Origin of the sequence: Vibrio makurazakiensis (genome assembly GCF_050337375.1) — a bacterium.
Taxonomy (GTDB): Bacteria; Pseudomonadota; Gammaproteobacteria; order Enterobacterales; family Vibrionaceae; genus Vibrio; species Vibrio makurazakiensis.
The window spans coordinates 1-24,231 of the sequence record NZ_JAKJSW010000030.1 but is presented as its reverse complement, the minus strand read 5'-3'; the positions used below and the strand labels follow the sequence as shown (position 1 = coordinate 24,231).

The 24,231-nt window shown below is 42.0% G+C and carries 24 protein-coding genes, 1 rRNA gene and 1 riboswitch; of the genes, 18 read left to right on the top strand and 7 right to left on the bottom strand.

Features of this window, described 5'->3' with window-relative positions; all coding sequences use genetic code 11:
* Window positions 1-37 precede the first annotated feature (37 nt).
* On the bottom strand, window positions 38-304 hold the full coding sequence (locus L4C33_RS05090) for a DUF1145 domain-containing protein (protein WP_428811367.1): 267 nt from the start codon (window positions 302-304) through the stop codon (window positions 38-40).
* Window positions 301-900, bottom strand: coding sequence for a 16S rRNA (guanine(966)-N(2))-methyltransferase RsmD (gene rsmD / locus L4C33_RS05085; RefSeq protein WP_428811366.1), 600 nt, complete (start codon window positions 898-900; stop codon window positions 301-303). The genes L4C33_RS05090 and rsmD overlap by 4 nt, the downstream gene beginning before the upstream one ends.
* Window positions 901-1,114: 214 nt before the next feature.
* On the opposite strand from rsmD, the gene ftsY reads away from it, so the two are divergent.
* The 6 genes from ftsY (at window position 1,115) to glpG (ending at window position 6,665) form a co-directional block, all read left to right on the top strand.
* A complete protein-coding gene (gene ftsY / locus L4C33_RS05080) occupies window positions 1,115-2,356 on the top strand; it encodes a signal recognition particle-docking protein FtsY (RefSeq protein ID WP_428811365.1) in 1,242 nt (413 codons plus the stop codon).
* Between the two features lie 64 nt (window positions 2,357-2,420).
* Entirely contained in the window at window positions 2,421-3,095 is a 675-nt protein-coding gene (gene ftsE / locus L4C33_RS05075; protein ID WP_428811364.1) for a cell division ATP-binding protein FtsE, read from the top strand.
* The gene (gene ftsX, locus L4C33_RS05070; protein WP_428811363.1) at window positions 3,085-4,053 is read left to right on the top strand and encodes a permease-like cell division protein FtsX; all 969 of its coding nucleotides are present in this window, start codon (window positions 3,085-3,087) and stop codon (window positions 4,051-4,053) included. The genes ftsE and ftsX overlap by 11 nt, the downstream gene beginning before the upstream one ends.
* Window positions 4,054-4,234: 181 nt before the next feature.
* Window positions 4,235-5,092, top strand: coding sequence for an RNA polymerase sigma factor RpoH (rpoH, locus tag L4C33_RS05065; protein WP_428811362.1), 858 nt, complete (start codon window positions 4,235-4,237; stop codon window positions 5,090-5,092).
* Between the two features lie 405 nt (window positions 5,093-5,497).
* Window positions 5,498-5,818 (top strand): thiosulfate sulfurtransferase GlpE, encoded by a 321-nt coding sequence (gene glpE / locus L4C33_RS05060; protein WP_428811361.1) that lies wholly within the window; start codon window positions 5,498-5,500, stop codon window positions 5,816-5,818.
* Between the two features lie 7 nt (window positions 5,819-5,825).
* On the top strand, window positions 5,826-6,665 hold the full coding sequence (gene glpG / locus L4C33_RS05055; RefSeq protein WP_428811360.1) for a rhomboid family intramembrane serine protease GlpG: 840 nt from the start codon (window positions 5,826-5,828) through the stop codon (window positions 6,663-6,665).
* A gap of 100 nt (window positions 6,666-6,765) precedes the next feature.
* Here glpG and L4C33_RS05050 read toward each other — a convergent pair whose 3' ends face one another.
* Window positions 6,766-7,176 carry a flagellar basal body-associated protein FliL gene (locus L4C33_RS05050; protein ID WP_428811359.1) on the bottom strand — a complete coding sequence of 137 codons (411 nt, stop codon included), beginning with the start codon at window positions 7,174-7,176 and terminating at the stop codon, window positions 6,766-6,768.
* 161 nt (window positions 7,177-7,337) lie between these two features.
* Here L4C33_RS05050 and L4C33_RS05045 point away from each other — a divergent pair, with 161 nt between their 5' ends.
* Both L4C33_RS05045 and ubiA read left to right on the top strand, forming a co-directional pair.
* Complete coding sequence (locus tag L4C33_RS05045; RefSeq protein WP_428811358.1) at window positions 7,338-7,877, top strand: chorismate lyase; 540 nt, start codon at window positions 7,338-7,340, stop codon at window positions 7,875-7,877.
* Window positions 7,878-8,732, top strand: a complete 855-nt coding sequence (gene ubiA, locus L4C33_RS05040; RefSeq protein ID WP_428811357.1) for a 4-hydroxybenzoate octaprenyltransferase — start codon at window positions 7,878-7,880, stop codon at window positions 8,730-8,732.
* Window positions 8,733-8,812: 80 nt separating this feature from the next.
* On the opposite strand, the gene plsB is transcribed toward ubiA, so the two are convergent.
* On the bottom strand, window positions 8,813-11,236 hold the full coding sequence (gene plsB, locus L4C33_RS05035) for a glycerol-3-phosphate 1-O-acyltransferase PlsB (RefSeq protein WP_428811356.1): 2,424 nt from the start codon (window positions 11,234-11,236) through the stop codon (window positions 8,813-8,815).
* Window positions 11,237-11,456: 220 nt separating this feature from the next.
* Between plsB and L4C33_RS05030 the strand changes: the two genes are divergently transcribed.
* From L4C33_RS05030 to dinF, 4 genes are all read left to right on the top strand, one after another.
* A complete protein-coding gene (locus L4C33_RS05030; RefSeq protein WP_428811355.1) occupies window positions 11,457-11,819 on the top strand; it encodes a diacylglycerol kinase in 363 nt (120 codons plus the stop codon).
* A gap of 95 nt (window positions 11,820-11,914) precedes the next feature.
* Entirely contained in the window at window positions 11,915-12,535 is a 621-nt protein-coding gene (gene lexA / locus L4C33_RS05025; RefSeq protein WP_428811354.1) for a transcriptional repressor LexA, read from the top strand.
* Between the two features lie 100 nt (window positions 12,536-12,635).
* On the top strand, window positions 12,636-13,475 hold the full coding sequence (locus tag L4C33_RS05020) for a class I SAM-dependent methyltransferase (protein ID WP_428811353.1): 840 nt from the start codon (window positions 12,636-12,638) through the stop codon (window positions 13,473-13,475).
* Window positions 13,476-13,616: 141 nt separating this feature from the next.
* Window positions 13,617-14,921 (top strand): MATE family efflux transporter DinF, encoded by a 1,305-nt coding sequence (dinF, locus tag L4C33_RS05015; protein WP_428811396.1) that lies wholly within the window; start codon window positions 13,617-13,619, stop codon window positions 14,919-14,921.
* A gap of 112 nt (window positions 14,922-15,033) precedes the next feature.
* Here dinF and sthA read toward each other — a convergent pair whose 3' ends face one another.
* A complete protein-coding gene (gene sthA / locus L4C33_RS05010; RefSeq protein WP_428811352.1) occupies window positions 15,034-16,434 on the bottom strand; it encodes a Si-specific NAD(P)(+) transhydrogenase in 1,401 nt (466 codons plus the stop codon).
* Between the two features lie 330 nt (window positions 16,435-16,764).
* Here sthA and fabR point away from each other — a divergent pair, with 330 nt between their 5' ends.
* A complete protein-coding gene (gene fabR, locus L4C33_RS05005; protein ID WP_428811351.1) occupies window positions 16,765-17,406 on the top strand; it encodes an HTH-type transcriptional repressor FabR in 642 nt (213 codons plus the stop codon).
* Window positions 17,406-17,777, top strand: coding sequence for a YijD family membrane protein (locus L4C33_RS05000; protein ID WP_428811350.1), 372 nt, complete (start codon window positions 17,406-17,408; stop codon window positions 17,775-17,777). The genes fabR and L4C33_RS05000 overlap by 1 nt, the downstream gene beginning before the upstream one ends.
* 85 nt (window positions 17,778-17,862) lie before the next feature.
* Here L4C33_RS05000 and trmA read toward each other — a convergent pair whose 3' ends face one another.
* Entirely contained in the window at window positions 17,863-18,978 is a 1,116-nt protein-coding gene (trmA, locus tag L4C33_RS04995; protein WP_428811349.1) for a tRNA (uridine(54)-C5)-methyltransferase TrmA, read from the bottom strand.
* Window positions 18,979-19,131: 153 nt separating this feature from the next.
* A riboswitch (cobalamin riboswitch) is annotated at window positions 19,132-19,337 on the top strand.
* Between the two features lie 41 nt (window positions 19,338-19,378).
* Between trmA and L4C33_RS04990 the strand changes: the two genes are divergently transcribed.
* From L4C33_RS04990 to murI, 3 genes are read left to right on the top strand one after another with little or no spacing between them, the layout of a single operon-like run.
* Entirely contained in the window at window positions 19,379-21,322 is a 1,944-nt protein-coding gene (locus L4C33_RS04990; RefSeq protein ID WP_428811348.1) for a TonB-dependent receptor, read from the top strand.
* Between the two features lie 45 nt (window positions 21,323-21,367).
* Window positions 21,368-22,042 carry a Dph6-related ATP pyrophosphatase gene (locus tag L4C33_RS04985; protein WP_428811347.1) on the top strand — a complete coding sequence of 225 codons (675 nt, stop codon included), beginning with the start codon at window positions 21,368-21,370 and terminating at the stop codon, window positions 22,040-22,042.
* A 60-nt stretch (window positions 22,043-22,102) separates the two neighbouring features.
* Window positions 22,103-22,906 (top strand): glutamate racemase, encoded by an 804-nt coding sequence (murI, locus tag L4C33_RS04980; protein ID WP_428811346.1) that lies wholly within the window; start codon window positions 22,103-22,105, stop codon window positions 22,904-22,906.
* Here murI and L4C33_RS04975 read toward each other — a convergent pair.
* Window positions 22,869-23,321 carry an RNA recognition motif domain-containing protein gene (locus L4C33_RS04975; RefSeq protein WP_428811345.1) on the bottom strand — a complete coding sequence of 151 codons (453 nt, stop codon included), beginning with the start codon at window positions 23,319-23,321 and terminating at the stop codon, window positions 22,869-22,871. The two genes, murI and L4C33_RS04975, sit on opposite strands and share 38 nt — an antisense overlap.
* A 620-nt stretch (window positions 23,322-23,941) precedes the next feature.
* Here L4C33_RS04975 and L4C33_RS04970 point away from each other — a divergent pair.
* Window positions 23,942-24,231, top strand: a 16S ribosomal RNA gene (locus tag L4C33_RS04970); the annotation flags it as partial.

Here is a 24,231-nt window from a genome sequence, read left to right as displayed (position 1 = left end):
CCACTCAATTGAGTGGCGTTTTTGTTTGTTCTCTATTTTACATCATATGTTTACGACGAATGTCGAGTAGAGCGAAAATACCAAATATTAGAATGGACCATTTTTCCCATTTACTCATTGAGATTTTGTCGCCAAATGCGCCGATGAAAATCAACATTTGAATACCGTGCATGAACAGCAAGAAAGCGGTCATGATGTATAAGGCAATGGCTGCATTTCCCGGAAACGGGTTGAAAATATTCACAATTAAAACAAACCAAACGAAAGCGATAGAGGCTTTCGCTAGCATAAGTAAGATTTTCATTTAGTTGTCCTTTCAAATAGTCGGTAACTCGATTGGCCTGTTGTTTTATCTCGGTACAATTCCCAATTGTCAGGCATCGCTTCTAGCTGAAGTTCTTTTTCTGTTTCAATATAGATGATGGCATTGTCGGTGAGCCAGCCATTTTTCTCTAGTAGTAAAACCGTTTCAGCAAGCAGCCCTTTACGAAATGGAGGGTCAATAAAAACCACTTCATATGGCGTACCCGGTTTACGTAAGTAGGCAAGAGCATCGGTATTTACGACATTAATATTTTCTGCTTTTAGCTCTTTTGCATTATCTTGAAGCTGTTTCGCGGCTTTAGGGCTCATTTCCAATAAGGTAACAAGTTTAGCGCCACGAGAGGCAGCTTCGAAGCCTAAGCCTCCTGAACCAGAGAAAACGTCTAAACAGGTTGAGCTTGGAATGTCTTGAGCTAACCAGTTAAATAATGTTTCTTTAACTCGATCAATCGTTGGTCTAAGACCTTCAAGATCATGAACTGGGAGTTTTCTTCCTCTCCATGAGCCACTAATGATTCGAACAAAGCCACCGGATGGCTTTTTTTGTGATGTGTTTTGCTGGCGACGTCTTACCATAGATTTTTTGACCGCTAATAAAGTGATACTATACCGAGCCCAAATTAATTTGGTTCGAGTATTAAATAAATTTGCAATGACAAAGTGTAGCAAGCTAAACGTAAAGTTTTCACTGCTTTGTCATTTTTCTTTGCTATTCGCTTTATGCTACCAGTAAAGAGTGGAATTGCATTGAGTCGATACAGTTAATAAGTAGATTTAGGAAACCCCTCTGATGGCGGAAAAAAAGAAGCGCGGATTATTATCGTGGCTTGGCTTTGGTGATGAAGAACAAAGCACACAAACTCAGAACGAGACAAAACAAGAACAGCAGACAGAAGTTGAACAAGAGATTGTTGAGTCTGAAGTTCAAGCTGAAGTACAACAAGAAGCTGTAGAAAAAGTTGAACCGGTTGAAGAAACCGAACAACCTGAACTAGCAGAAGCAGAAGCAGAAGCAGAAGCAGAAGCAGAAGCAGAAGCAGAAGCAGAAGCAGAAGCACCTATAGTTGAAGTCGCTGAACCACAAATTTCTGAAGTACAAGAAAAGCCAACAGAAAGCTTCTTTACACGTTTAAAGCGCAGCTTAAGCCGTACAAAAGCAAATATTGGTGCGGGTTTCTTTGGTTTGTTCAAAGGCAAAGAAATTGATGAAGAGCTTTTTGAAGAATTAGAAGAGCAATTATTGATTGCTGACGTGGGTATGAATACCACGGTTAAGATCATTGAAAACCTAACAGAGAAAGCTTCTCGTCAAGATCTTAAAGACGGTGAAGCGCTGTACGGTCTGCTAAAAGAAGAAATGGCAGAAATCTTAACTCAGGTTGAGCAGCCACTGGTTATTGATAGCACGAAAACGCCTTACGTTATTTTAATGGTCGGTGTAAACGGTGTTGGTAAAACAACAACAATCGGTAAGTTAGCGAAGCAATTCCAAGGCGAAGGTAAAAAAGTGATGCTTGCTGCGGGTGATACATTCCGTGCGGCTGCGGTAGAACAGCTTCAAGTTTGGGGTCAACGTAACGATGTACCAGTTATTGCTCAACATACTGGTGCAGACAGCGCTTCTGTTATCTATGATGCAATTGAAGCGGCAAAAGCTCGTGGAGTAGATGTTGTTATCGCTGATACTGCGGGTCGCTTGCAGAATAAGAGCAACCTAATGGAAGAGTTGCGTAAGATTGTTCGTGTAATGAAGAAGATTGATGATTCAGCACCACACGAAATTATGTTAACGCTTGATGCGGGTACAGGTCAGAACGCAATTAGCCAAGCAAAACTATTCAGTGAAGTTGCCCCTGTCACTGGTATTACGTTAACGAAGTTAGACGGTACTGCGAAAGGTGGTGTGATCTTCTCAATTGCCGACCAGTTCCAAATCCCAATTCGCTACATTGGTGTGGGTGAAGGTATTGATGACCTGCGTCCGTTTGAGTCTCAAGATTTCATTGAAGCACTATTTAGTCGCGAAGAATAACTGTATCGGTCGAAGATCGAGTTTCAATTAGCGTGATAAGAGTTATCGGTAAGAGGATTTTTCGGTGATAAAATTTCAGCAAGTCAGTAAAGCTTACCGTGGTGGAAGGCAAGCCTTACAAAAAGTAGATTTTCATCTTCGTCGTGGAGAGATGGCTTTTTTAGGCGGGCACTCTGGTGCAGGTAAAAGTACCTTGCTGAAATTGATTTGTGCGATTGAACGTCCAACAGACGGGAAGATTCGCTTTAACGATCACGATATCACTCGGATACCAGCGAAAGACATTCCATTTCTGCGTCGTAATATCGGTATTGTTTTTCAAGATCATCGTTTATTGATGGATCGATCGATCTTTGACAACGTTGCTCTGCCAATGCGAATCGAGTCAATTTCTGAGAATGAAATTAAACGCCGCGTCAGTGCTGCGTTGGATAAAACAGACTTACTCGATAAAGCTCGTTGTTTGCCGAGCCAGTTGTCTGGTGGTGAGCAACAGCGTGTGGGTATTGCTCGCGCAGTGGTAAACCGCCCAACATTGCTATTAGCCGATGAACCAACAGGTAACTTAGACCCTGAGTTGTCTAATCGCGTATTACGTCTGTTTGAAGAGTTCAACAGAGCTGGGGTTACGATTCTACTTGCGACCCATGATATAGGGTTAGTGAACACTCGCCCTCAATATCGTCATTTAGAACTGAATCAAGGCTTCTTAAGTGAGGTTGAAGATTATGGCCGCTAATAAACGTAACAAGAAAACCAAGCAAAACCGCGAAAGTAAACGTCCAAGTACTGACGGATTTTTCACGATTCATTTTGCTCAGGCGAAAGCTTCTTTTGCGGAGCTTTGGTTGCGTCCTTTAGGGAACATCCTCACGTTAGCCGTTATTTCAATGGCGTTAGCAATGCCAACAAGCCTATATCTGTTAGGTAAAAATATCGGAGAAGTCGCTCAAGATGTAGCGAGCCCTTCCCAGATCAGTGCTTACTTAAAAGAAAGCACCCCAGACTCGAGAGTAATGGTGCTCAAAGATGAACTGGAAAGTTGGGACTCAGTGGCCTTGGTGGAATATATCTCTCCTCAACAAGGCCTAGAAGACCTGAGCCAATACTCTGGTTTTGACCAAGCCTTATCGCTGCTTGATGATTATGCTTTACCTGGGGTTCTTATCATTACCCCGAGCGCTGAAAGCGATCAAAAAATAAAAGACATCGCGACGAAAGTTAGAGCTGAACAAGAAATTACCGATGTTCGACTTGATGAAGATTGGCTAGCTCGACTTGATGCAATCAAAGCGCTGGCGAGCGTCGTTGTTATTACACTGACATTGCTTATGTTAGGTGCTGTATTCTTAATTATTGGTAACACGCTAAGGTTTAATGTCTTAGCAAATAAAGATGAAATTCAAACGATGAAGCTGATAGGTGCAACTGACAGCTTTATACTGAGACCTTACTTGTATTCAGGCATGTGGTTCGGTGTCTTAGGTGGTATTACCGCTTGGGTACTGACAGCATTAATCACGATACTATTGAATAGCGCTGTAGAAGATCTTGCTCAATTATATGATAGCCACTTTAGACTTATAGGTTTGAGCTGGGACGAGTCATTGCTGTTATTGATCATTGGAACCTTGCTTGGTAGTGTGGCAGCCAGGTTATCCGCGCAGCGTCACTTAAAAGAAATTGAACCTGTTTAGGTGAATGCGGTCATATTTACGGCATAAATAGACAGATATTATACGGTGTTGAACTTGTATAGATGATTTGATTATGCATAATTGCTTCCCCCTTCTTGAATCTTGTTCATTTTAGGTTCAAGATTGATGGGTTTTAATACAAGTAAGTACTACTCCAGATCAGAGATTGATGAGGAAATGAATGGCAAACCAAGCGTATCAAATGGCTTTAGTCACACAAGATAGTTTAGATAGCTATATCCGCTCAGCGAACAGCTACCCAATGCTGAAGCCTGAAGAGGAGCGTGAACTAGCAGAGCGATTACATTACAAAGGTGAGATCGATGCAGCGAAAGGGTTGATCCTTTCACATCTTCGATTCGTTGTTCACGTGGCAAGAGGTTACTCAGGCTACGGACTTCCAATGGCAGACTTAGTTCAGGAAGGCAATATTGGCCTAATGAAGGCAGTGAAGCGTTTTAACCCTGAAGTGGGTGTAAGACTGGTTTCATTTGCTGTTCACTGGATTAAAGCTGAGATCCATGAGTATGTACTACGTAATTGGCGTATCGTTAAGATTGCGACAACTAAAGCACAACGCAAATTGTTCTTTAACTTACGTAAGTCTAAAAAGCGTTTAGGTTGGTTCAATAACGGTGAAGTTGAAACGGTTGCTCGCGAACTGGGTGTAGAACCTTCAGAAGTTCGTGAAATGGAATCGCGTTTAGCGGCTCAAGATGCAACGTTTGAAGCGCCAATGGACGATGATGATTCTAGTTCGGCTTATACGGCTCCAGTTTACTACTTAGAAGATAAAGCTTCTGATGTTGCAGATACTGTTGAAGCGTCTAACTGGGAGTCTCATACGAATAATCGTTTAGGTCTTGCATTGAAAAGCCTAGATGATCGTAGCCAGCATATTGTTCGCTCTCGTTGGTTAGACGACCAGAAAGCAACGTTGCAAGAATTAGCTGAAACTTATGGCATTTCTGCTGAGCGTGTTCGACAGTTAGAAAAGAATGCGATGAAGAAGCTGAAAACAGCAGTGGGCGAGTTCTAAAACGTAAATACAGCACTAAATTTAAAGAAAGCCGAGATCGAGAGATCTCGGCTTTTTTGTTTGGATCGAAAAGTGACCGGATATGATCGGAATTATAACCAGTTGCCTGTGGGTAACTCTGTGAGGTATTTATTTACCAGTTGTCTAAAAGTAGGGTGTAGTAAGGCTAAGAGAGCTTTTGACCTGTGGGGATACTTTTCTACTAACCCACAGCTAGATCAGGATCATCACTATATGTTGTGGATCGATCTTCTAAAAAATACTTTATTCACGCAATCCACAAACTTATCCACAAATGGTGTAAAAGTGATCACTGGTGGATAACCTTAATAACTGGATGTGATTGTTCGTCTTGGGATAGGTTACAATGGCACCAAATAATAATGTCTATAAAATGAGAAAGTAATGGACCAGTTTAAACACATTGATGTTCAAGGCGCTCACGCTTTAATCGAAGAAAAAGAAGCAAGATTAGTGGATATTCGAGACCCGCAATCTTTTGCTGTAGCACACCCACAAACAGCCTTTCATTTGACCAATGACACCATGGTTTCGTTTATGGATGAGGTAGAATTTGAACAGCCTGTACTGGTGATGTGTTACCACGGTATTAGCAGTCAAGGTGCGGCACAGTATTTAGTAAACCAAGGCTTTGAAGAGGTATACAGCGTTGATGGTGGCTTTGAAGCATGGCATCGCGCAGAGTTACCGGTGATCACTGGATAGAAAAACTATGATAAGACTGATTTCGTTAGATAACCCGAGGCTAGGGCAGGCATTTATTGACTATATGGCTTCCCGTAACATTGAGCTGAAAATGGCGCCTGAAGGCAGCGGACAGTTTGCTTTGTGGTTAACGGACAGTCAGCTTCAGGTTGAAGCCGAGGCAGAACTAAAACGTTTTCTATCTGAGCCTAGGCACCCGCGCTATCAAGCTGCTTCTTGGGATATGGCTGAAACTCGACAGAATAACTTTAGTTATCACACGCCAAGTTTCTGGAATATGCTAAAAGCCAAAGCTGGCCCTGTCACGCTAAGCTTGATGCTCATCTGTGTTGTGGTCTTTTTGCTTCAGCAAGTGGGTTTCGGTAGATCAATATTCTCAGCATTACATTTCCCAGCTATAGACGGCCAACAATGGCAGGTTTGGCGGTGGTTAAGCCATGCGTTACTGCATTTTTCAGCGATGCATATTGCTTTTAATATTTTGTGGTGGTGGCAACTGGGTGGAGATATTGAGAAAAAGCTAGGTAGCCTTAAGCTGCTTCAGATTTTTGTTGTGTCTTCCGCATTATCAGGGGCTGGTCAGTACTGGATTGAAGGGGCAAACTTTGGCGGCCTATCTGGCGTTGTGTACGCACTGGTTGGTTACCTTTGGGTTGTCGGCACAAAGGCTCCACAACTTGGGCTTGCTATTCAAAAACCTATCGTTGGTTTTATGCTGGTTTGGTTAGTGTTGGGATATGTTCAGCCATTTATGGCGATTGCCAATACTGCTCACTTGGCTGGGTTGGCTGCTGGTGTTGGCTTAGCGTTTATCGATTCAGCTAAGTACACCTCAAAAGAGGCCTAATCTATCTCTGACTACTTCCTAGAAGTTAAACCCAGTGAAGAGAAATGAAAAAAGCGGCTATTGGCCSCTTTTTCTGTGTTATTCAGTAGAGATGAGTGAATTACTGGTATAAATATTTAGTAAACAGCAAATCTGCAATAATCGTTTTACCTGTTTCAGGTAATAATATCTGATTGAGACGATCGACTAATATATTGCGTAAGTCTTCACGGCCAGAAAGTGACTTTATGGTATCTTCGTTTTGCTTACCCAGTAACTCGACCACAGCATCGCGTATTAATGGCTGGTGCAGTTCTATTAAGCCTAGATCGGCGCTGTTTGCGACCATAATGTCGATTCGCACCTGGATGTAACCTAGCTTTTTCCCTTTGGTGAAAAAGTTTGTTGTTAGATCTGGCTCAAGCGTGAAATACGCGGCTTTAGGGGCTGCATTCTCTTCTTCTGCAAAACTTGGTAGCGAAAAAAGTAAGCTAATCGCTAGAAATACTTGGGTTACATAACGTTTGTGCATATTTTTGACTTTTCTTTAGTTTAATCGCGATATTCGAAACGCGTTTGTCTTGGTACAATGAACGGTCTAAATCTATATACAGATATAACATGACTTTCGGTTTAATTAGACCAAAAGTTGAAGCTTTATTGTACGTGTAAAGCCATTTATTGAATACTAGTATGAATCAGTTGATATCGCCTTATCTACATTCTTTATCGAATGTAGATTGGCAAAGTACCGAAAATTTTATATTTCCAAGTGAATCGGCTAAGCAATGGTTGATGGAACAAGGATCTCTGTCTCGCCGTTTAGGTGCCTGCTGCCAACATTTATCTGTTGAGCTTCTGCACAACCATACTCTTGAAAAGGGTAGCTTAAAAAGCGATGAAACACAGTTATTGTCATCATCCGACTGCTTATTACGAGAGGTTGTGCTGCAAGGTGATAACCAACCTTGGGTTGTTGGAAGAACACTGATTCCAAAAGAGACGTTACAAAACCAACATCATGATCTCTCGCAACAAGGTGAAATCCCATTGGGTTTAACCGTGTTCAGTGCAGAGAGCGTGAAGCGTGATGCGTTACAAGTAGGTTGGGTCGAAAGTGAACATGGATTGCTATTAGCACGTCGCTCTCGATTATGGATGAATCACAAACCTATGCTAGTGGCTGAGTTGTTCTTACCCACTTCCCCGATTTACTCTAAGGAGAGAGTGTAGATGCTTGCTGTAAAAGCCAGAGCGTATTTGCAACTGATGCGTATGGACCGGCCCATTGGTACATTATTATTATTATGGCCGACCTTATGGGCACTTGTTGTAGCAGCAGAAGGAATGCCAAGTCTTGATGTACTAGTCGTCTTTACACTTGGTGTTATTTTTATGCGAGCTGCGGGCTGCGTGATTAATGACTTTGCTGATAGAAAGGTGGATGGGCATGTAAAGCGAACTAAGCTGCGCCCTTTACCTTCTGGTGCTGTCACCAGTAAAGAAGCGATCGTACTTTTTCTTATACTCGGTGTTGTGTCATTTCTATTGGTGCTGACCATGAACCCGTTGACCATCAAGTTGTCTTTCGCGGGTATTGTATTAGCTTTCATTTACCCATTTATGAAGCGCTTTACTCATTTACCGCAATTGTTTCTTGGGCTTGCATTCAGTTGGGCTATTCCAATGGCATGGGCTGCGCAAACCAACGAACTCCCTAATATTGTTTGGTTCATCTTTGTGATTAATGCGTTATGGACCATTGCTTACGATACTCAATATGCCATGGTCGACCGTGATGATGACTTGAACATAGGCATAAAATCCACCGCAATTCTATTTGGTCGCTTTGATAAAATGATCATCGGTGTTTTACAGCTCATCACTTTAGCAATGTTGATTGTGTTGGGAATGGAATATCAGTTAGGTGATAGCTTCTATTGGAGCTTGCTGGTGGTTGGTAGTTTATTTGTGTATCAACAGCACCTAATTCGTCATCGCGAACGAGATTTATGTTTCCAAGCTTTCCTGAATAATAATTATGTAGGAATGGCGATTACAGCTGGTTTGCTGGTCGCGTTCTGGTAAATCAAATCGGCGAGTGACAGACAAAAGAAAAGGCATCCAATTGGATGCCTTTTTTATTCGTAGCTGACTATATAAATGAACTAGTCTGCTTGATGGATACTTTCATGAATCGTCAAATGAATTTCAGAGTCGAGCATCGAATACAGGATGCTGGCAAATTGCTTCGTTTTTTCTAAGTCACAATTCCCATCATTATCTAGATATTGCTGCTGCTTCAAGGTATTAAATAACGCAGAGAATACGCCTTTATCAAAGAACTCTGGAGCGTTGATGCCGTGTAGACGACCAAGGCGCTGAGCAATGTCTTGACTCTTTTTCTCCAAGTCTGATTTATCCAGCTCTGGATTTTCAGAAAGTAGGTTCAGAGCGATTGAGTAGCGCTGTAGTGTTTCTGAAATCGTACGTCCCAATAACATCAACGTTTGGTTGTTGGCTTGGTTCATACTGATGGCATCACCATTGATTAGCAGCATTTCCTGAGACACTAACTCTTCAATAATATTATTCACAACAGAGTCGAGTTTATCTTCCTCGTAGCTAAGGAATAGCTCTGTTTTTAAGAAAGGATAAATGGTCGCTACATTTTTCTGAATTTGCTCCAACGTGACTTCTCGATTACGTACCACGATTTGTGCAATCAATGATGGCAGTGCAAACAAGTGAATGATGTTGTTGCGATAGTAGGTCATTAGAATCGACTGATGACGGTCTAGTGAAATAATATCGCCCATAGTGTCAGACTCGATAATGAACTTATCTAATGACTCTGCATGTTTTACTAAGTCTTCAGCGCTGTCAGTTGGAACGGTATAAGTTGTCGAGTAAGGCACGTTCTTTAAAATCGATAAGTAACTTTCGATTTGAGACACAAGTGAATCACGAGACAAAGCGCGCTGACGTGACGCAACCAAAGCCGTAGCACATAAAGTCAATGCGTTAGTGGCTGCCGCATCATTAATGTGGGTCATCATCTTAGTTGCCAGACCATTAACAACAGGTGTCATCCATTGTGGTTTTGTCGAACCCATTGGGTCGATATCTTGAGTCCACTCTGGAGCATGTTCATTAAGGTATTGGTTCAGTGGAATAGGCTCACCAAAGTTAACGTAGCCTTGCCCGAAGTTACGCAGCTTACGTAGGGTTCGAAGCACTAATCCTGCGTTCTCTTTTTCTTTACGCTGACCACGTAGCTCTTTAGCGTAAGTACTTACTTCCATCACATGCTCATAGCCAATGTAAACAGGAACTAAGGTTACTGGACGGTTTAGGCCACGCAGCATCGCTTGAATGGTCATCGCTAACATGCCGGTCTTCGCTTGAAGTAATCGACCAGTACGTGAACGACCACCTTCACTGAAGTATTCTACCGAATAACCTTTAGCGAAGAGCTCTGCTAGGTATTCACGGAAAATTGTTGAATACAGTTTATTGCCTTTAAAACTACGGCGAATAAAGAAAGCACCCCCACGGCGGAATAGAGGACCAGCAGGGAAGAAGTTCAGGTTGATACCCGCAGCAATATGAGGAGGAACCATCCCTTCGTTGTACAACACATACGAAAGTAGCAAGTAATCCATATGGCTACGGTGGCAGGGCACGTAAACGATCTCATGGCCGTCTTGTGCTAGTTTTCGTACTGTCGAGGCATTGTTGATATTTAAGCCTTGATACAGTTTATTCCACAGCCAACCTAAAAGTTTAGAGCCACGCTTAATTAAAGAATAAGAGAAGTCAGCAGCAATCTCATCCATGATGGCTTGCGCTTCTTTATTCGCTTTCTCGATAGAGATGTTCTTCGAACTAGCTTCATCTTCAATTGCTTTTTTAATCGCTTCTGATTTTAGTAGGCGATCAAATAATGCTTGGCGACTTGGTAAACTTGGCCCAGATGTAGCCAGCTTTTGACGAGAAAAGTGAATGCGTGCAACTCGCGCTAGCTTGTGTGCGATTGAGCTATCTGTCCCGTGAGAGTCAGCCATATAACGCAGAGATACGACTGGGCTAAAGCGGACTAAGCAATCGCGACCCGCAACGATAACCGTTTGAGCTTTCTGTAAGCCATTCATCGGTTGCAGATAAGGTTTTTCTTTGGATTCTTTACCAGGCTTTCTTCCCCACAGTACAGTTGCAGGAATTACTTGTACGTCTAATCCTGCATCTTGGTTGTGCAGTTGAAGTAAATCAGTAAATGCAGCAATAGATGAGCTAGGCACTGATTGATCATCTTGTACCAAGGTTGGTCGAGATGAAATAAATACATAACGCTGATATTGGCTTCCGTTGATCTCTAAAGGTGTTAGCGGATCGGGAAGGCCTAATTCTAATGCGTGCTTCTGCAATGTGAGCAAGTCCACAGCAGAACGAAATGGAAGTGCGTAGACAATCGGTTTGTTGATATCAATACTATGATCTTCAATAGGATTAGAAGGAATCGACGTTCCTTTTACTAGCATTGATAATGGTAACTTTAGTAATGAACGTGAAAAAGCTTGTCCAGAAGACATAAAGGTTCACAGCCTCAATAATGATTTCAAGTGGCTTAAGCGCACCTCTGTTTTTAACGATGGTTAATAAACCTCAGTGTAAAATAGAGATAGGCCTAGGCGTAAAATTAAGCGATGCAAGAATATACCAGAAACTGGTCTAACCTTTTAATGGATTTAGTCATATTAGGGTTAAGTTTGTAGAAAAGTATTCACCATCTGATTGAGTATAGAATCAAATATGACAAAAAAAACGAACCAAGGTTTCAAACGGATATATAAGGCTGCTGGCTTTTCGTGGCAAGGTCTCAAGTCAGCGTTTAAAAATGAAGCAGCATTCCGGCAGGAAATTTATCTCGCCATAGTGTTAATCCCGATAGCCTTTTATTTAGAGGTGAGCCAGATCGAACGCATTCTTATGATTGCGTCCATAGTGTTGATTATGGTTATGGAGTTGATTAACACAGCCATCGAAGCTGTGGTGGATAGAGTAGGCACAGAACATCATGAATTAGCGGGCGTCGCGAAAGATACGGGGTCGGCAGCAGTATTTGTCTGTATGATCTTGGCTGGGTATATATGGGTAGAGATTCTTTTCTTATAGAAAAAGCAAAATGAATTAAAAAACAACCAATTGCTTTGCTTTTGTCCTATTACTGGATATACTCACAGTTAACTGTATAAAAAGACAGGTGACTCATGAAGCCGTTAACGCCCCGCCAGCAACAGGTTTTCGATCTTATTAAGCGTAAGATTGAAGATTCCGGAATGCCACCGACTCGTGCAGAAATCGCACGTGAACTTGGCTTCCGTTCTGCTAATGCAGCAGAAGAACATTTAAAAGCACTTGCTCGTAAAGAAGCGATTGAAATTATTCCGGGAGCATCTCGTGGTATTCGTATCCTTCTTGAAGATGCAGCGAATGATGACCAAGGGCTTCCACTGATCGGCCAAGTCGCTGCTGGTGAGCCAATTCTTGCTCAAGAGCATGTCGAGGCACATTATCAAGTTGATCCTGGTATGTTTAAGCCGCAAGCTGATTTCCTACTGCGCGTAAATGGCGAAAGTATGAAAGACATCGGTATTATGGATGGCGACTTACTTGCTGTACACAAGACTCAAGATGTACGTGATGGTCAAGTTGTGGTTGCGCGTGTCGATGATGACGTGACAGTAAAAAGACTAGAGCGTAAAGGTGCGACTGTTTTACTTCATGCTGAAAATGAAGAGTTCTCGCCAATTCAAGTCGATCTACAATCACAGCACCTTGCAATAGAAGGTATTGCTGTGGGTATTATTCGTAATACTGACTGGATGTAATATCATAGCTCAACTTCTGACTGATATTCATTCTCAATAGCTTGAAGTTGTAATTGATATTCATTATCATCTTCCTCATGGTGACATAAGGAAGATGAAGATGCCCCGCCAAACTAACCCAGCTCAAGAGCAAGCAAAACTAAAAACTCCCCAACGTGAGTATCAAGTTCCTGCTAATTTGGTTCAGCCTCTATGGTTTCGTAGCCGAGAAAGCTTGGTTGATAATGGTTTAGTTTACGATCCTATTGCTGCTCAGGCATGTACTCGCTGCCAACTAGCTCCCGAATGCCTATCAGGTGATGTCGATCAGCAGCAACTTCTGCACGCTACTTTGACTCAGTTATGCGACTCTCAAATACGTCTATTCTTATCTCTTCATCCGGATGCTTGGATCATTAATGTAGGCGCAGGGCTAGATACACGTTTTTATCGTATCGATAATGGTCGCTGTCATTGGGTGGAACTCGACGTCACGGAAAATTTACTCTGGCGTCAAAGGTTGTTCCATAAGAATGAGCGTTACCAACTTCAATGTGGGTCTGTAGAAGACATTGATTGGCTCGATTCTTTATCCATCCCGGAAGATGCACCCGTAATGATTGTGTGTGAACACGCATTATTGGACTGTACCGAACAACAAGTCGCCCGATTTGTTCAAAACTTAAGTCGCCACTTTGTACATGCTCAAGCTTGCTTAGTTTTAGCTGGAGATAAAAGTTCGACCTATTTGGGACAAAAGCTTGGTTCTGGCGAGTACCAACATGGTATGGAATCACCTGCTGATAAAATTCTAAACTGGTTACCTTGGGCTCAATGGGTGAAGTCTTTTTCTCCACTTGACCAGCAGTGCAGCCGTTGGAAACTGTGGCAGCGTTGGCTATGTAAAATTTCTCAATTCAAAAAACGTCTCACTCCTTTATTAGTCCAAATCAAATGGTAGTTAAGGTGCACAACTGGCGTAGTGTAAGTGTTCATTCTTCTCTAAGTAGTAGTGCCATAATTTGGGCTAGGGTAAACTGCCACCTCGACTAAAGAGGTGCTCGTGAACCAATCCATTCTTCAAATCTTATCTAATATGGCAATGCACAAGCGCGTATTATTGCTAGCCATCCCTATGGTGCTTTCTAATATTACTGTGCCACTACTAGGCTTAGTTGATGCGGCAGTGATCGGTCATCTAGAACATGCTTGGTACTTAGGTGGGGTAGCGTTAGGTAGCACGATGATCAGTGTGACCTTTTGGCTACTCGGCTTTTTAAGGATGTCGACAACAGGTTTAGCGGCCCAATCTTATGGTGCCGATAATAGCAGTCAGCTTGGTTTGGTCTTTGTCCAAGGTATAGCTATGGCTTTGGGCTTTGCGGTCGTATTTTTATTATTACATGGGGTTGTTGCTGATAGTATTTTTGCGTTGAGCGATGCCAGTGAGCAAGTTAAGAAATACGCTGAGCAATATTTTACTATCCGAGCATGGAGTGCGCCTGCTGCCTTAGCTAATTTTGTTATCTTGGGTTGGTTACTGGGAACACAAAATGCCAAAGCGCCAATGTGGATGGTGGTCATCACGAACGTAACCAACATCGTTTTAGATTTACTGTTTGTTATTGGCTTAGGTTGGCAAGTGGAAGGAGCTGCCTTGGCTTCGGTTATTGCCGATTACTCAGGTATGAGCTTTGGTTTATTGTGCGTGTGGCGTGTGTGGAATAGAAAGCAGCTACCTTCACCTTTATTGTTAGTTACACAAACGACTCACGGTTTGAGCCGATTTGTGAAATTGAATCGTGATATTTTTCTACGCTCTTTGTGCTTGCAGGCCACTTTTACTTTTATGACTTTCCAAGGTGCAAGCTTTGGCGATGAAATTGTTGCAGCCAATGCAGTATTGATGAGCTTTCTAATGATTATCTCCTACGGCATGGATGGTTTTGCTTATGCGATGGAAGCCATGGTAGGCAAAGCGATTGGGGCGAAAAATAAAGAAGAGCTTAACCAGTCGTTGATTGGCACTTTCTTTTGGAGCCTTATCACATGTTTACTACTCACATTCGCTTTCTATATCTTCGGATCGAATTTGATCCAGATGATCACGACTATTCCTAATGTACAGCAGCAAGCGTCAGCTTATATGCTGTGGCTGGTGGCAATGCCTATTGTTTCTATGTGGTGTTTTTTACTTGATGGTATTTTTGTTGGAGCAACGAAAGGTAAAGAGATGCGTAATAGCATGTTCATCGCGACCTGCTGCTTTTTTGCTATTTTCTATTTGTTTATAGATTGGCAAAACCATGCACTATGGCTAGCAATGCTTAGCTTTATGGGAATGCGTGGTGTTGGACTTGGTATATTGTTTGCTGTTCAGTGGCGTAGGGGGGAGTTTTTAGCGTAACGGCAGGAGATCAGCTGTTGGTGAAAACTCTAGAAGAGCCGTCTAATTTATAAATAAAAACAGCAAGCTAATTTAGCTTGCTGTTTTTATTTAATCGGTGGAACAAAATCTATTAGAACAGTCGGTTCAGTCCGTTCAACGCTGCAACGCGGTATGCTTCTGCCATTGTCGGGTAGTTGAAAGTGGTATTAACGAAGTATTCAATGGTATTAGCTTCGCCTTTTTGTTCCATAATTGCTTGTCCGATATGGATGATTTCAGCAGCACGCTCACCAAATACATGTATACCAAGTATCTCTTTCGTTTCGCGATGGAACAAAATTTTCAGGCTACCAATGTCTTTACCGGCAATTTGCGCGCGAGCTAAGTGTTTAAATGACGCTCGGCCTACTTCATAAGGCACTTTAGCAGCAGTAAGCTCTTGTTCTGTTTTACCTACAGAGCTGATCTCTGGGATGGTGTAAATGCCTGTTGGGATATCTTCAATTAGATAACCCTCAGCTTTACCGTGAACAATCGCTTGAGCAACAAATCGACCTTGGTCATAAGCAGCACTAGCAAGGCTAGGGTAACCAATTACATCACCTACAGCATAGACATGGTCGATTGATGTTTGGTAGTTGCTATTAACGGCAACCTGACCACGAGAATCGGCTTCTAAACCAACAGCTCCCAAATTCAGTTTATCAGTGTTACCCGTTCGTCCATTCGCGTAAAGAATGCAGTCGGCTTTCATTTTTTTGCCAGACTCTAAGTGAATGACAACACCATCATCAGTACCTTCGATTTTCTCAAAAGTCTCATCATTACGGATAACAACACCACTGTTCCAAAAGTGGTAAGAAAGCGCGTCTGAAGTTTCGTTATCTAGGAAAGAAAGCAGACGATCGCGAGTGTTAATCAGATCGGTTTTTACCCCTAAACCACGGAAGATAGAGGCGTATTCACAACCGATAACGCCAGCACCATAAATAATGATGTGTTGAGGGTCGTGTTTTAGTGAAAGGATAGAATCACTATCGTAAATACGCTCGTGCAAGAAATCCACATTATCTGGCTGGTACGGGCGAGACCCTGTAGCAATAACAAACTTATCCGCTGTGTAAATTTCTTCAGTGCCATCACTTTGCATTACTGACACGGTATGAGTGTCTGTGAATTTGGCCGTACCAAAAATAAGAGAGCAAGAGTTGCGGTCGTAGAAACCTTGGCGAAGTCTTGTCTGCTTGTCGATGACCGACTTAGCGTGACCAAGAATGTTTGAAAAAGTAGAGTGGATACTGGTGTTGTTATTACAAAATAGTGGGTTGCTGTTGAATTCAATAATACGACTAACGGCATGGCGTAGAGCTTTTGAAGGAATAGTACCCCAGTGGGTACAACCGCCACCAACGCTCGATTCTTTTTCTATTATCGCGACATTCAATCCGGCTTTGGTTAATCCCATCGCTGACCCTTCACCGCCTGGGCCACTACCAATTACGATCACATCAAAGTGGTTTGAATGTGGCATAGATATCTTCCTTGTTATATTTGATTAACATTGCTGTAGCGAGATTTTAACTGATTATACCTGTCGGTAAATGAGAAGCGCACTATAGAGTGGATCGGATCACGCAGAATCACGCAAAATAAGCATTTGGTATGCTGTATGTCTACAAATTACAGTCGAATGATTGAAATTCACTTATTGAACGTATTAACTGCGTGGCGTGAACAAAGAGGACGTTGTAATGTCTTATATATCTCGAATGTCTTATATAAAGAAGGGATTCGCGTTATATTGAAAATTGGATTTAACACACCTTTTTAGGCTGTATCAAAAAGAAGACATGAATCAAGTATGAAACCGATGGGAATTCGCGCACAGCAGAAAGAAAAAACACGCCGAAGCTTAATTGATGCTGCTTTTAGCCAACTCAGTGCCGACCGTAGTTTTTCAAACTTAAGCTTAAGAGAAGTTGCCCGAGAGGCTGGTATTGCACCTACTTCCTTCTACCGTCATTTTAAAGACATGGATGAACTCGGTTTAACTATGGTTGATGAAGGCGGTTTATTACTTCGACAATTGATGCGACAGGCAAGACAGCGCATAGTTAAAGAAGGCAGTGTTATCCGAACCTCAGTGGAAACTTTCATGGAATTCATTGAAAGTAGCCCAAACGTATTTAGACTTTTGTTAAGAGAGCGCTCTGGTACCTCATTTGAGTTTCGTACCGCAGTTGTTCGAGAAATTCAGCACTTTTCTGCCGAGTTGGCTGAATACCTGATCACAACGGGCACGACCCGAGAAGAAGCTTTTACCCAAGCGGAAGCATCGGTGATATTGGTATTTAACTCTGGAGCAGAAGCATTAGATTTAGATCGACGCGAACGCGATGAACTCGCGGAGCGATTGATCATGCAATTGCGAATGATGGCCAAAGGGGCTTATTGGTATCGCAAAGAACGTGAACGTAACCGATTAAAAGGCGGGATAGAATAATGTCGAAAGAAAACAATACACTGAACCGTGGCTCAGAAAGAAAAACATTGGTACTAGCACTTATCGCAGGTATGTGTGGTGATGCTTTATTATCATGGGTAACTATGAGCGAAGTGTCTTTCTCAATTTTTCCACTGATTGCATTAGTCCTTTCAGTGCAAGCGCTTTACCAAGAATACCTAAACAACCCAGTATCTGAAGATATTCCATTAGTTGGTTTGGCGTGCTTCTTCGTAGGTGCATTTGGCCACTCTGCTTTTGTAAAAGCGCAGCACCCAGAAGCCGGGTCTAACTTCTTTGCGATTATGGTAGCAATGCTGCTGTTAGCGTGGGTAGGTAAAAAACTAGGCTTTATTGCTAAGACAGCTTAATAAAATCAAAATAGACGAATAATAAAAACGAGCCATATGGCTCGTTTTTTTGTATTTATCGTTTTCTGCAATTGATAGCTTCTATCTAAATCTCAGTTTTTCTTTCTAAGAAAACGCCCGCTTCCATATGGTGGGTATACGGGAATTGATCAAATAGAGCAAAGCGAGTGATATTGTGTGTTTGGCTCAAAATGTCCAAATTGTCTTTCAACGTATCAGGGTTACACGAGATATACATGATGCGCTCGTAGCCTTGAACCATCTTACACGTATCTTCATCCATGCCTGAACGCGGAGGATCAACAAAGATAGTGTTGCAGTGGTAGCTTTTAAGATCGATGTTCGCTTGCTGTAAACGACGGAACTCTCGTTTCCCCTCCATAGCAACAGTAAAGTCTTCTGCTGACATGCGAATGATTTGGACGTTTTCGATTTTATTCGCTGCAATATTGTATTGCGCAGACTCAACCGATGGCTTGGCTAGCTCTGTTGCTAATACGCGTTCAAAGTTTTGTGCTAGCGCTAATGAAAAATTTCCGTTACCGCAGTAAAGCTCTAGCAGGTCACCTTTGCTATCTTGAGTACAGTCGACTGCCCACTCAAGCATCTTTTCAGCAACTTTTCCGTTTGGCTGAGTAAAGCTGTTTTCTACTTGTTGGTAGATGTAGCTGTCACCGTTCACATCCAACTTTTCAATTACGTAGTCGCGGTCTAGTACGATTTTCATCTTACGCGCACGGCCAATTAGGTTTAGGTTAAAACCTTCATCGTTCAATTGCTGCTTCAGTGCTTTAGCATCTTGGATCCACTGCTCACCCAGTTGACGGTGGTAAAGGAGTGATACCAAAATCTCACCGCTAAGGGTAGAAAGGAAATCGACTTGGAAAAGCTTATGTCGTAGCGATGGGTTGTCTTTCATCGACTCAACCAGTAATGGCATTAGATCATTGATCAAACGACTTGCTGCTGGGAATTGGTCTACGCGGTACTTTTCTTTGGTTTCTTGATTGAACATGACGTAGTACATGTCTTCGCCTTCGTGCCAAACACGAAACTCAGCACGCATGCGGTAGTTTTGCTCTGGAGATTCATACACTTCAAGTTCAGGCACATTGTATTGTGCAAACATCTCCGTTAGACGCTCGGTCTTTTCGGTCAGTTGCTCTTGGTAGCGTTGTGGGTTTACATCTAAAGTCGCCATGGGTTGCCTTTTTCTGTCGTGTGTTCAAATCAAGAGCGCAGATTTTATTCAATCCTATGAACTTGTCCAGTGCTGTCGTGAAATCTGGGCAAATCGTGTCTTAAAAACTATAGCTAATATCAATCTTTAACTAGACAAAGTATTAATAGCTTAATACTATCCTCGCCAAGCTGGTGCCAATATAGAAGTATAGATGGCTGAAGAGGGAATCTGGTGTGAATCCAGAACTGACGCGCAGCGGTAAAAGAGAACGAGTATTCAGAAGACACTATCCATAGTTTTGGACGGGAAGTCGTATACAAGGTAACCATAAGGTTGTGCTCTTAAGTCCGAATACCTGCCAGTAGCTAAGTCATGCCGTTATGACTTGGTAGGAATTTACGCGATTTAGGATCACAACATGAACAAATCCCTTTTGGCGATTGCTGTAGCATCGCTGCTTTCACCTATCTCTTATTTACACGCCCAAGAAACCTCTGCTGACGAAACTATGGTGGTTTTAGCTCGTAGTGACTTCAATAATTCGATTGATGACATTCCTGCGAACGTTACGGTCATTACATCTGATGATATTGCTGCTAGTGGCGCGAAGAGTCTTGATACACTTTTAAGAGCAAGAGCCGGAATTCAGGTATCAGATACTAATAGTGGCCCTGCATTTTCGTTGCGTGGCTTTACTGGTGGTCAAGCGGCAAATAATACGCTTATCTTAGTTGATGGTCGTCGTCTCAATAAACAAGATCTGTCTGCCCCTCAAATTAGTTCAATTCTTGTTTCACAGATAGAAAGAGTAGAGATTTTGTCTGGTAGTGCTGGTGTCCTATATGGCGACCAAGCAGTTGGAGGTGTGATTAATATTATTACTAAGAACTCTTCTGAAGATGGCGGTAATCTATCTGTGAGCGCTGGTAGCTTTAATTCATTTGCTGGAAGTGCTGATGTTTCTAAAAAGCTCAATGAACATTGGGGTCTATTCTTTAGTGCTAGTCAAGATAATAGCGACAATTACCGAGAACATAACGCACGTGAGAGTGGGTCTGTTTTAGGTCGAGTTAACTATGCTCAGGATACGACGGAGTTTTTTGCTGAAGCTAGCTATTATGACAATAATAGAGAGTACGCGGGTTCTTTGACTGAAGAGCAATATAAAAAAGACCCGACTCAAGCAGGGTCTGCTAATCCGACTGATTATTCTCATGACATAACAAAAGCTATTCGTGCAGGATATAAACGTGGAGTAAGTGACTCGTGGGTGCTTGGAACTGATGTTATTTATGATAACACATCTGGTTCAGGTTCTGCTTGGGGGAGCTCAACGACAAGTAATAGCAAGCAGTTATTTGGCTCATTGAAGCTGGAAAACCAATTTTCAAATGATTCAGGAACAGGTAATGTTTTACTTGGCTTAGAAGGTGCAAATAGAGACCATTCCTATAAATCATCTTCTACTGATCGTGCAAATGAGCAAGATAATTATAGTGTTTTTGGGCAAGTGAACTACCCACTAATTGAAAAGTTAACTCTTACGACTGGTGCTCGCTATAGTGCAGTTGAAGATAAACTATATGATGCAGCCATTTACCCGAACAAAGAAAAGTTGTCAGAAGCTCAAGACGCATATGAACTAGGCCTTAATTATAATATTAATCAAGCTCAGCGAATTTACCTAAGGGGTGAAACCAACTTTAGGTTCGCCAAAATAGACGAGCAGGCGTATACATCTCCGGGTGTCTTAGGCTTAAAACCTCAAACAGGCAAATCTATTGAAGGTGGCTGGGGGCTAACGGCAAACAACTACAGTGTCAGAGTGGATGTATATAACCTACAACTTGAAGATGAGATAATTTTTGATAGCAGCGCCCCAACGCCAATTGGCGGTAGCTTTACCGGTGCTAATGTAAATGCAGATGCTTCTGAAAGAAATGGACTCACGGTAAGTGGTGATTTTTATGCAACTGAAGATGTCCTACTTGGATTGGAGTACAGCTTAATTGATGCTGAATTCTCAACAGGGGATAACAAAGGTAAAAAATTACCTTGGGTAGCTCGAAATACAGGTCGAGCGTTTGCAACATATGACATTACATATAACTGGCAATTTTTTGTTGAGGGCATATACACGGGTACTCGATTTAAAGACGGTGATACATCCAATAGTCTAGATAAACTACCAGCATATTGGTTAGGTAACCTTGCAGTTAACTTCACCCAAGATGTTTGGGCGGCTAGTCTACGTGTCGATAATGTGTTCGATGAAAAATACCCAGCGAACGTAAATAACTGGGGTTCATATTACCCAGGTGATGGCCGCAAGCTGATGCTTACAGGTTCTTACCATTTCTAATCATCCAAACCGCCTTCGGGCGGTTTTTTATTATTAGGTTCCTTTATGCAAAAGAACATTGTTATAAGTTGGTCATCAGGAAAAGACTCAACTCTGGCGCTAGAACGTTTGTTAGAAGACCCAAACTATAAAGTCGTTGGTTTATACACAACCTATGTAGGTGACGAAGTTCCATTCCAAGTAACACCAATCGAAGTGGTAAAGATGCAGGCACAGTTAATTGGTCTTCCGCTTATCACAATCGAGTTGCCCGAGGTATTCCCACCTAACGAGGTTTATCAATCAACAATTGTAAATGCACTTCAACAATCAGGCTTAGAAATTGATGCAGTCGCATTTGGTGATATGTTTTGTAATGGTATTGCCGATTACAGAAAAAGCTATATAGAGCCTGCGGGGTGGGAGTGTGTATTCCCATTATTGGGAGAAAGTAGTAAAACACTTGCCGATGAAATTATTCAAAGAGGTATTCGCACATTTTTAGTGACGGTAGATGGAAGTCAACTTGATGGTAGTTTCTGTGGTAAAGAGTATACACAAGAGCTGGTGGATCGCTTACCTGAAGGAGTTGACCCCTGTGGTGAAGATGGAGAGTTTCATACGTTAGTCACTATAGCTCCTAGCTTTAAAGGTTCTATTGAGATCGACAAAAGAGAAATCGATGTAGGGGAGCGTTTTATACATCAACGTTACAAGGCGTTATTACGAAGTCATGGATAGATTGGCGAAAGCGGGTAGAGCGAGTATCATTGCCTGAATATATATAAGTGAGAAAGCGCAGTGGCAGATCGTCAAACAAAAAACGTATTGGTTTTTGACTCAGGTGTAGGTGGGTTGTCCGTCTACCTAGAGATAAAAAAGCAGCTGCCTCACTTTAACTACGTATATACCTTTGATAATGAAGCTTATCCATATGGTGAGTTGAACCCAAAGAGATTAATCGAGCGAGTATCTGCAATAGTCGCTAATTTTGTTGCCTCTCATAGTATTGATATCGTTGTTATCGCTTGTAATACAGCAAGCACTATCGTCTTACCAACTTTAAGAGAACAACACTCTATTCCTATTGTTGGTGTTGTTCCTGCTATCAAACCTGCTTCAATGCTTGCAAATAAGGCCGTAGGGTTAATAGCAACGCCAGCAACGATTACACGTCAATACACCCACGATCTAATAAAAGATTTTTCGTGTGATAAAAACGTAGAGCTTTTAGGTTCAACGCGTTTAGTTGATATAGCTGAAGATAAGCTACGCGGCGAAGATATTTCCACGGAAGAGTTAAAACAAATACTAGAACCTTTAATTCACCATATAGATGTGGCTGTCTTAGGTTGTACTCATTTCCCCTTGATAAAAGAAGAAATCCAAGAAGCACTCGGGAGTCATGTAACTTTAATTGATTCGGGGAAGGCAATAGCAAATAGAGTGAAAGGACTAATGTCGGTAGTTGCTGGGGATGAAGGAAACGAAGGGAAGAGTATTATTTTTTGTAGTGCGCCCCCTTTAAAAGAGAGCGCGCTAAATCATAGTTTGAAGCAGTTAGGTTTTACCCCTGTTCAGATTCATCCGCTTCAGGGTGTTTAGGATCATTTGCGACGCGAACTTTTAGGGTTCGTTGCATATAATCTTTATCGTTAAGTGCTGCGATAGCTGATTGAACATCATCACTTGCTACAACAACAAAGCCAAACCCTCTTCTTTTACCTGTACGTTTGTCTTTCATTAAGCGTACGGCAAATACTTCAGAGTGTTCAGAGAACAACTCACGAACATGAGATTCATTTGCCTTGTAAGGTAAGTTACCCACATATAGCGTTTTTGTTGAAGCCTTAGGCTCAGAATCAGTTTTTGTCGTAGTGCTTGAAAGGTTTGCGATAAAAGCGGAAGCCAAGACACCGAGAACGAAGGTGATTGCAGGCGAGATTTCCACCTGAGAGAAAACAATGCCACCTAGTACAGCGGTAGCGACAATTAATAACATTGATTTTTTAGAGTTCATATTTGAATACTACATTTTAATAAACGAAATAGACGCATCTACCATTAACAAAATAGACACATGAATCTTACGTTTATGGTTTGCAATTTTCCAACATATTGCTGTGATATGTTTCAAATGTTTAGTTTTTATTCGAAAAATGCCGATTTGATGGTGTTTTGAGCGAACGGAATTTAATTTCTAAAAAGCCCTTGCGCTTGTTTGGCATCTCTCTATAATGCCGCCTCACCGACACAGAGTGAGACGAAAGTCACACAGTCGAATCGGTAGAGAGAAAAGAAGTTGAAAACAACGCTTGACTCTCAATTCGGTGCGAGTATAGTACGCACCCCTAGCGAATGAGATTTAAATCACAAAACGCTAGAAGCTCTTTAACAATTTAAACCTATCAATCTGTGTGGGCACTCGTTGATGATATCAAAAAAGATTTCTTCGGAAATCGACTTTGGTTTCAATGAACTGAGTGACCAATACGAATAGTTGTTCTCTTTATAGAGAGYGGTTATTTGGCACAGTCAATTCATTACCATTCTGTTGGAATGGTAATAGCTTTAGAATTACATGTTTACTTCGGTAAATAWTAGTTTTGAAGTCAGTATTCATTGAGCCGACAAAATCTTAAATTGAAGAGTTTGATCATGGCTCAGATTGAACGCTGGCGGCAGGCCTAACACATGCAAGTCGAGCGGAAACGACATTATTGATTCTTCGGATGATTTAATGGGCGTCGAGCGGCGGACGGGTGAGTAATGCCTAGGAAGTTGCCCGGTAGAGGGGGATAACCATTGGAAACGATGGCTAATACCGCATAATCTCTATGGAGCAAAGCAGGGGACCTTCGGGCCTTGTGCTACCGGATACGCCTAGGTGGGATTAGCTAGTTGGTGAGGTAATGGCTCACCAAGGCGAC

Coding starts and splice junctions, on each gene's coding strand:
- glpE (WP_428811361.1), top strand. CDS start 5,498: ATGGACCAGTTTAAACACATTGATGTTCAAGGCGCTCACGCTTTAATC.
- rpoH (WP_428811362.1), top strand. CDS start 4,235: ATGGCAAACCAAGCGTATCAAATGGCTTTAGTCACACAAGATAGTTTA.
- plsB (WP_428811356.1), bottom strand. CDS start 11,236: ATGTCTTCTGGACAAGCTTTTTCACGTTCATTACTAAAGTTACCATTA.
- dinF (WP_428811396.1), top strand. CDS start 13,617: ATGCACAAGCGCGTATTATTGCTAGCCATCCCTATGGTGCTTTCTAAT.
- trmA (WP_428811349.1), bottom strand. CDS start 18,978: ATGGCGACTTTAGATGTAAACCCACAACGCTACCAAGAGCAACTGACC.
- lexA (WP_428811354.1), top strand. CDS start 11,915: ATGAAGCCGTTAACGCCCCGCCAGCAACAGGTTTTCGATCTTATTAAG.
- sthA (WP_428811352.1), bottom strand. CDS start 16,434: ATGCCACATTCAAACCACTTTGATGTGATCGTAATTGGTAGTGGCCCA.
- L4C33_RS04975 (WP_428811345.1), bottom strand. CDS start 23,321: ATGAACTCTAAAAAATCAATGTTATTAATTGTCGCTACCGCTGTACTA.
- glpG (WP_428811360.1), top strand. CDS start 5,826: ATGATAAGACTGATTTCGTTAGATAACCCGAGGCTAGGGCAGGCATTT.
- L4C33_RS04985 (WP_428811347.1), top strand. CDS start 21,368: ATGCAAAAGAACATTGTTATAAGTTGGTCATCAGGAAAAGACTCAACT.
- fabR (WP_428811351.1), top strand. CDS start 16,765: ATGAAACCGATGGGAATTCGCGCACAGCAGAAAGAAAAAACACGCCGA.
- L4C33_RS05020 (WP_428811353.1), top strand. CDS start 12,636: ATGCCCCGCCAAACTAACCCAGCTCAAGAGCAAGCAAAACTAAAAACT.
- L4C33_RS05050 (WP_428811359.1), bottom strand. CDS start 7,176: ATGCACAAACGTTATGTAACCCAAGTATTTCTAGCGATTAGCTTACTT.
- L4C33_RS04990 (WP_428811348.1), top strand. CDS start 19,379: ATGAACAAATCCCTTTTGGCGATTGCTGTAGCATCGCTGCTTTCACCT.
- L4C33_RS05090 (WP_428811367.1), bottom strand. CDS start 304: ATGAAAATCTTACTTATGCTAGCGAAAGCCTCTATCGCTTTCGTTTGG.
- ftsX (WP_428811363.1), top strand. CDS start 3,085: ATGGCCGCTAATAAACGTAACAAGAAAACCAAGCAAAACCGCGAAAGT.
- ubiA (WP_428811357.1), top strand. CDS start 7,878: ATGCTTGCTGTAAAAGCCAGAGCGTATTTGCAACTGATGCGTATGGAC.
- L4C33_RS05045 (WP_428811358.1), top strand. CDS start 7,338: ATGAATCAGTTGATATCGCCTTATCTACATTCTTTATCGAATGTAGAT.
- rsmD (WP_428811366.1), bottom strand. CDS start 900: ATGGTAAGACGTCGCCAGCAAAACACATCACAAAAAAAGCCATCCGGT.
- L4C33_RS05030 (WP_428811355.1), top strand. CDS start 11,457: ATGACAAAAAAAACGAACCAAGGTTTCAAACGGATATATAAGGCTGCT.
- ftsY (WP_428811365.1), top strand. CDS start 1,115: ATGGCGGAAAAAAAGAAGCGCGGATTATTATCGTGGCTTGGCTTTGGT.
- L4C33_RS05000 (WP_428811350.1), top strand. CDS start 17,406: ATGTCGAAAGAAAACAATACACTGAACCGTGGCTCAGAAAGAAAAACA.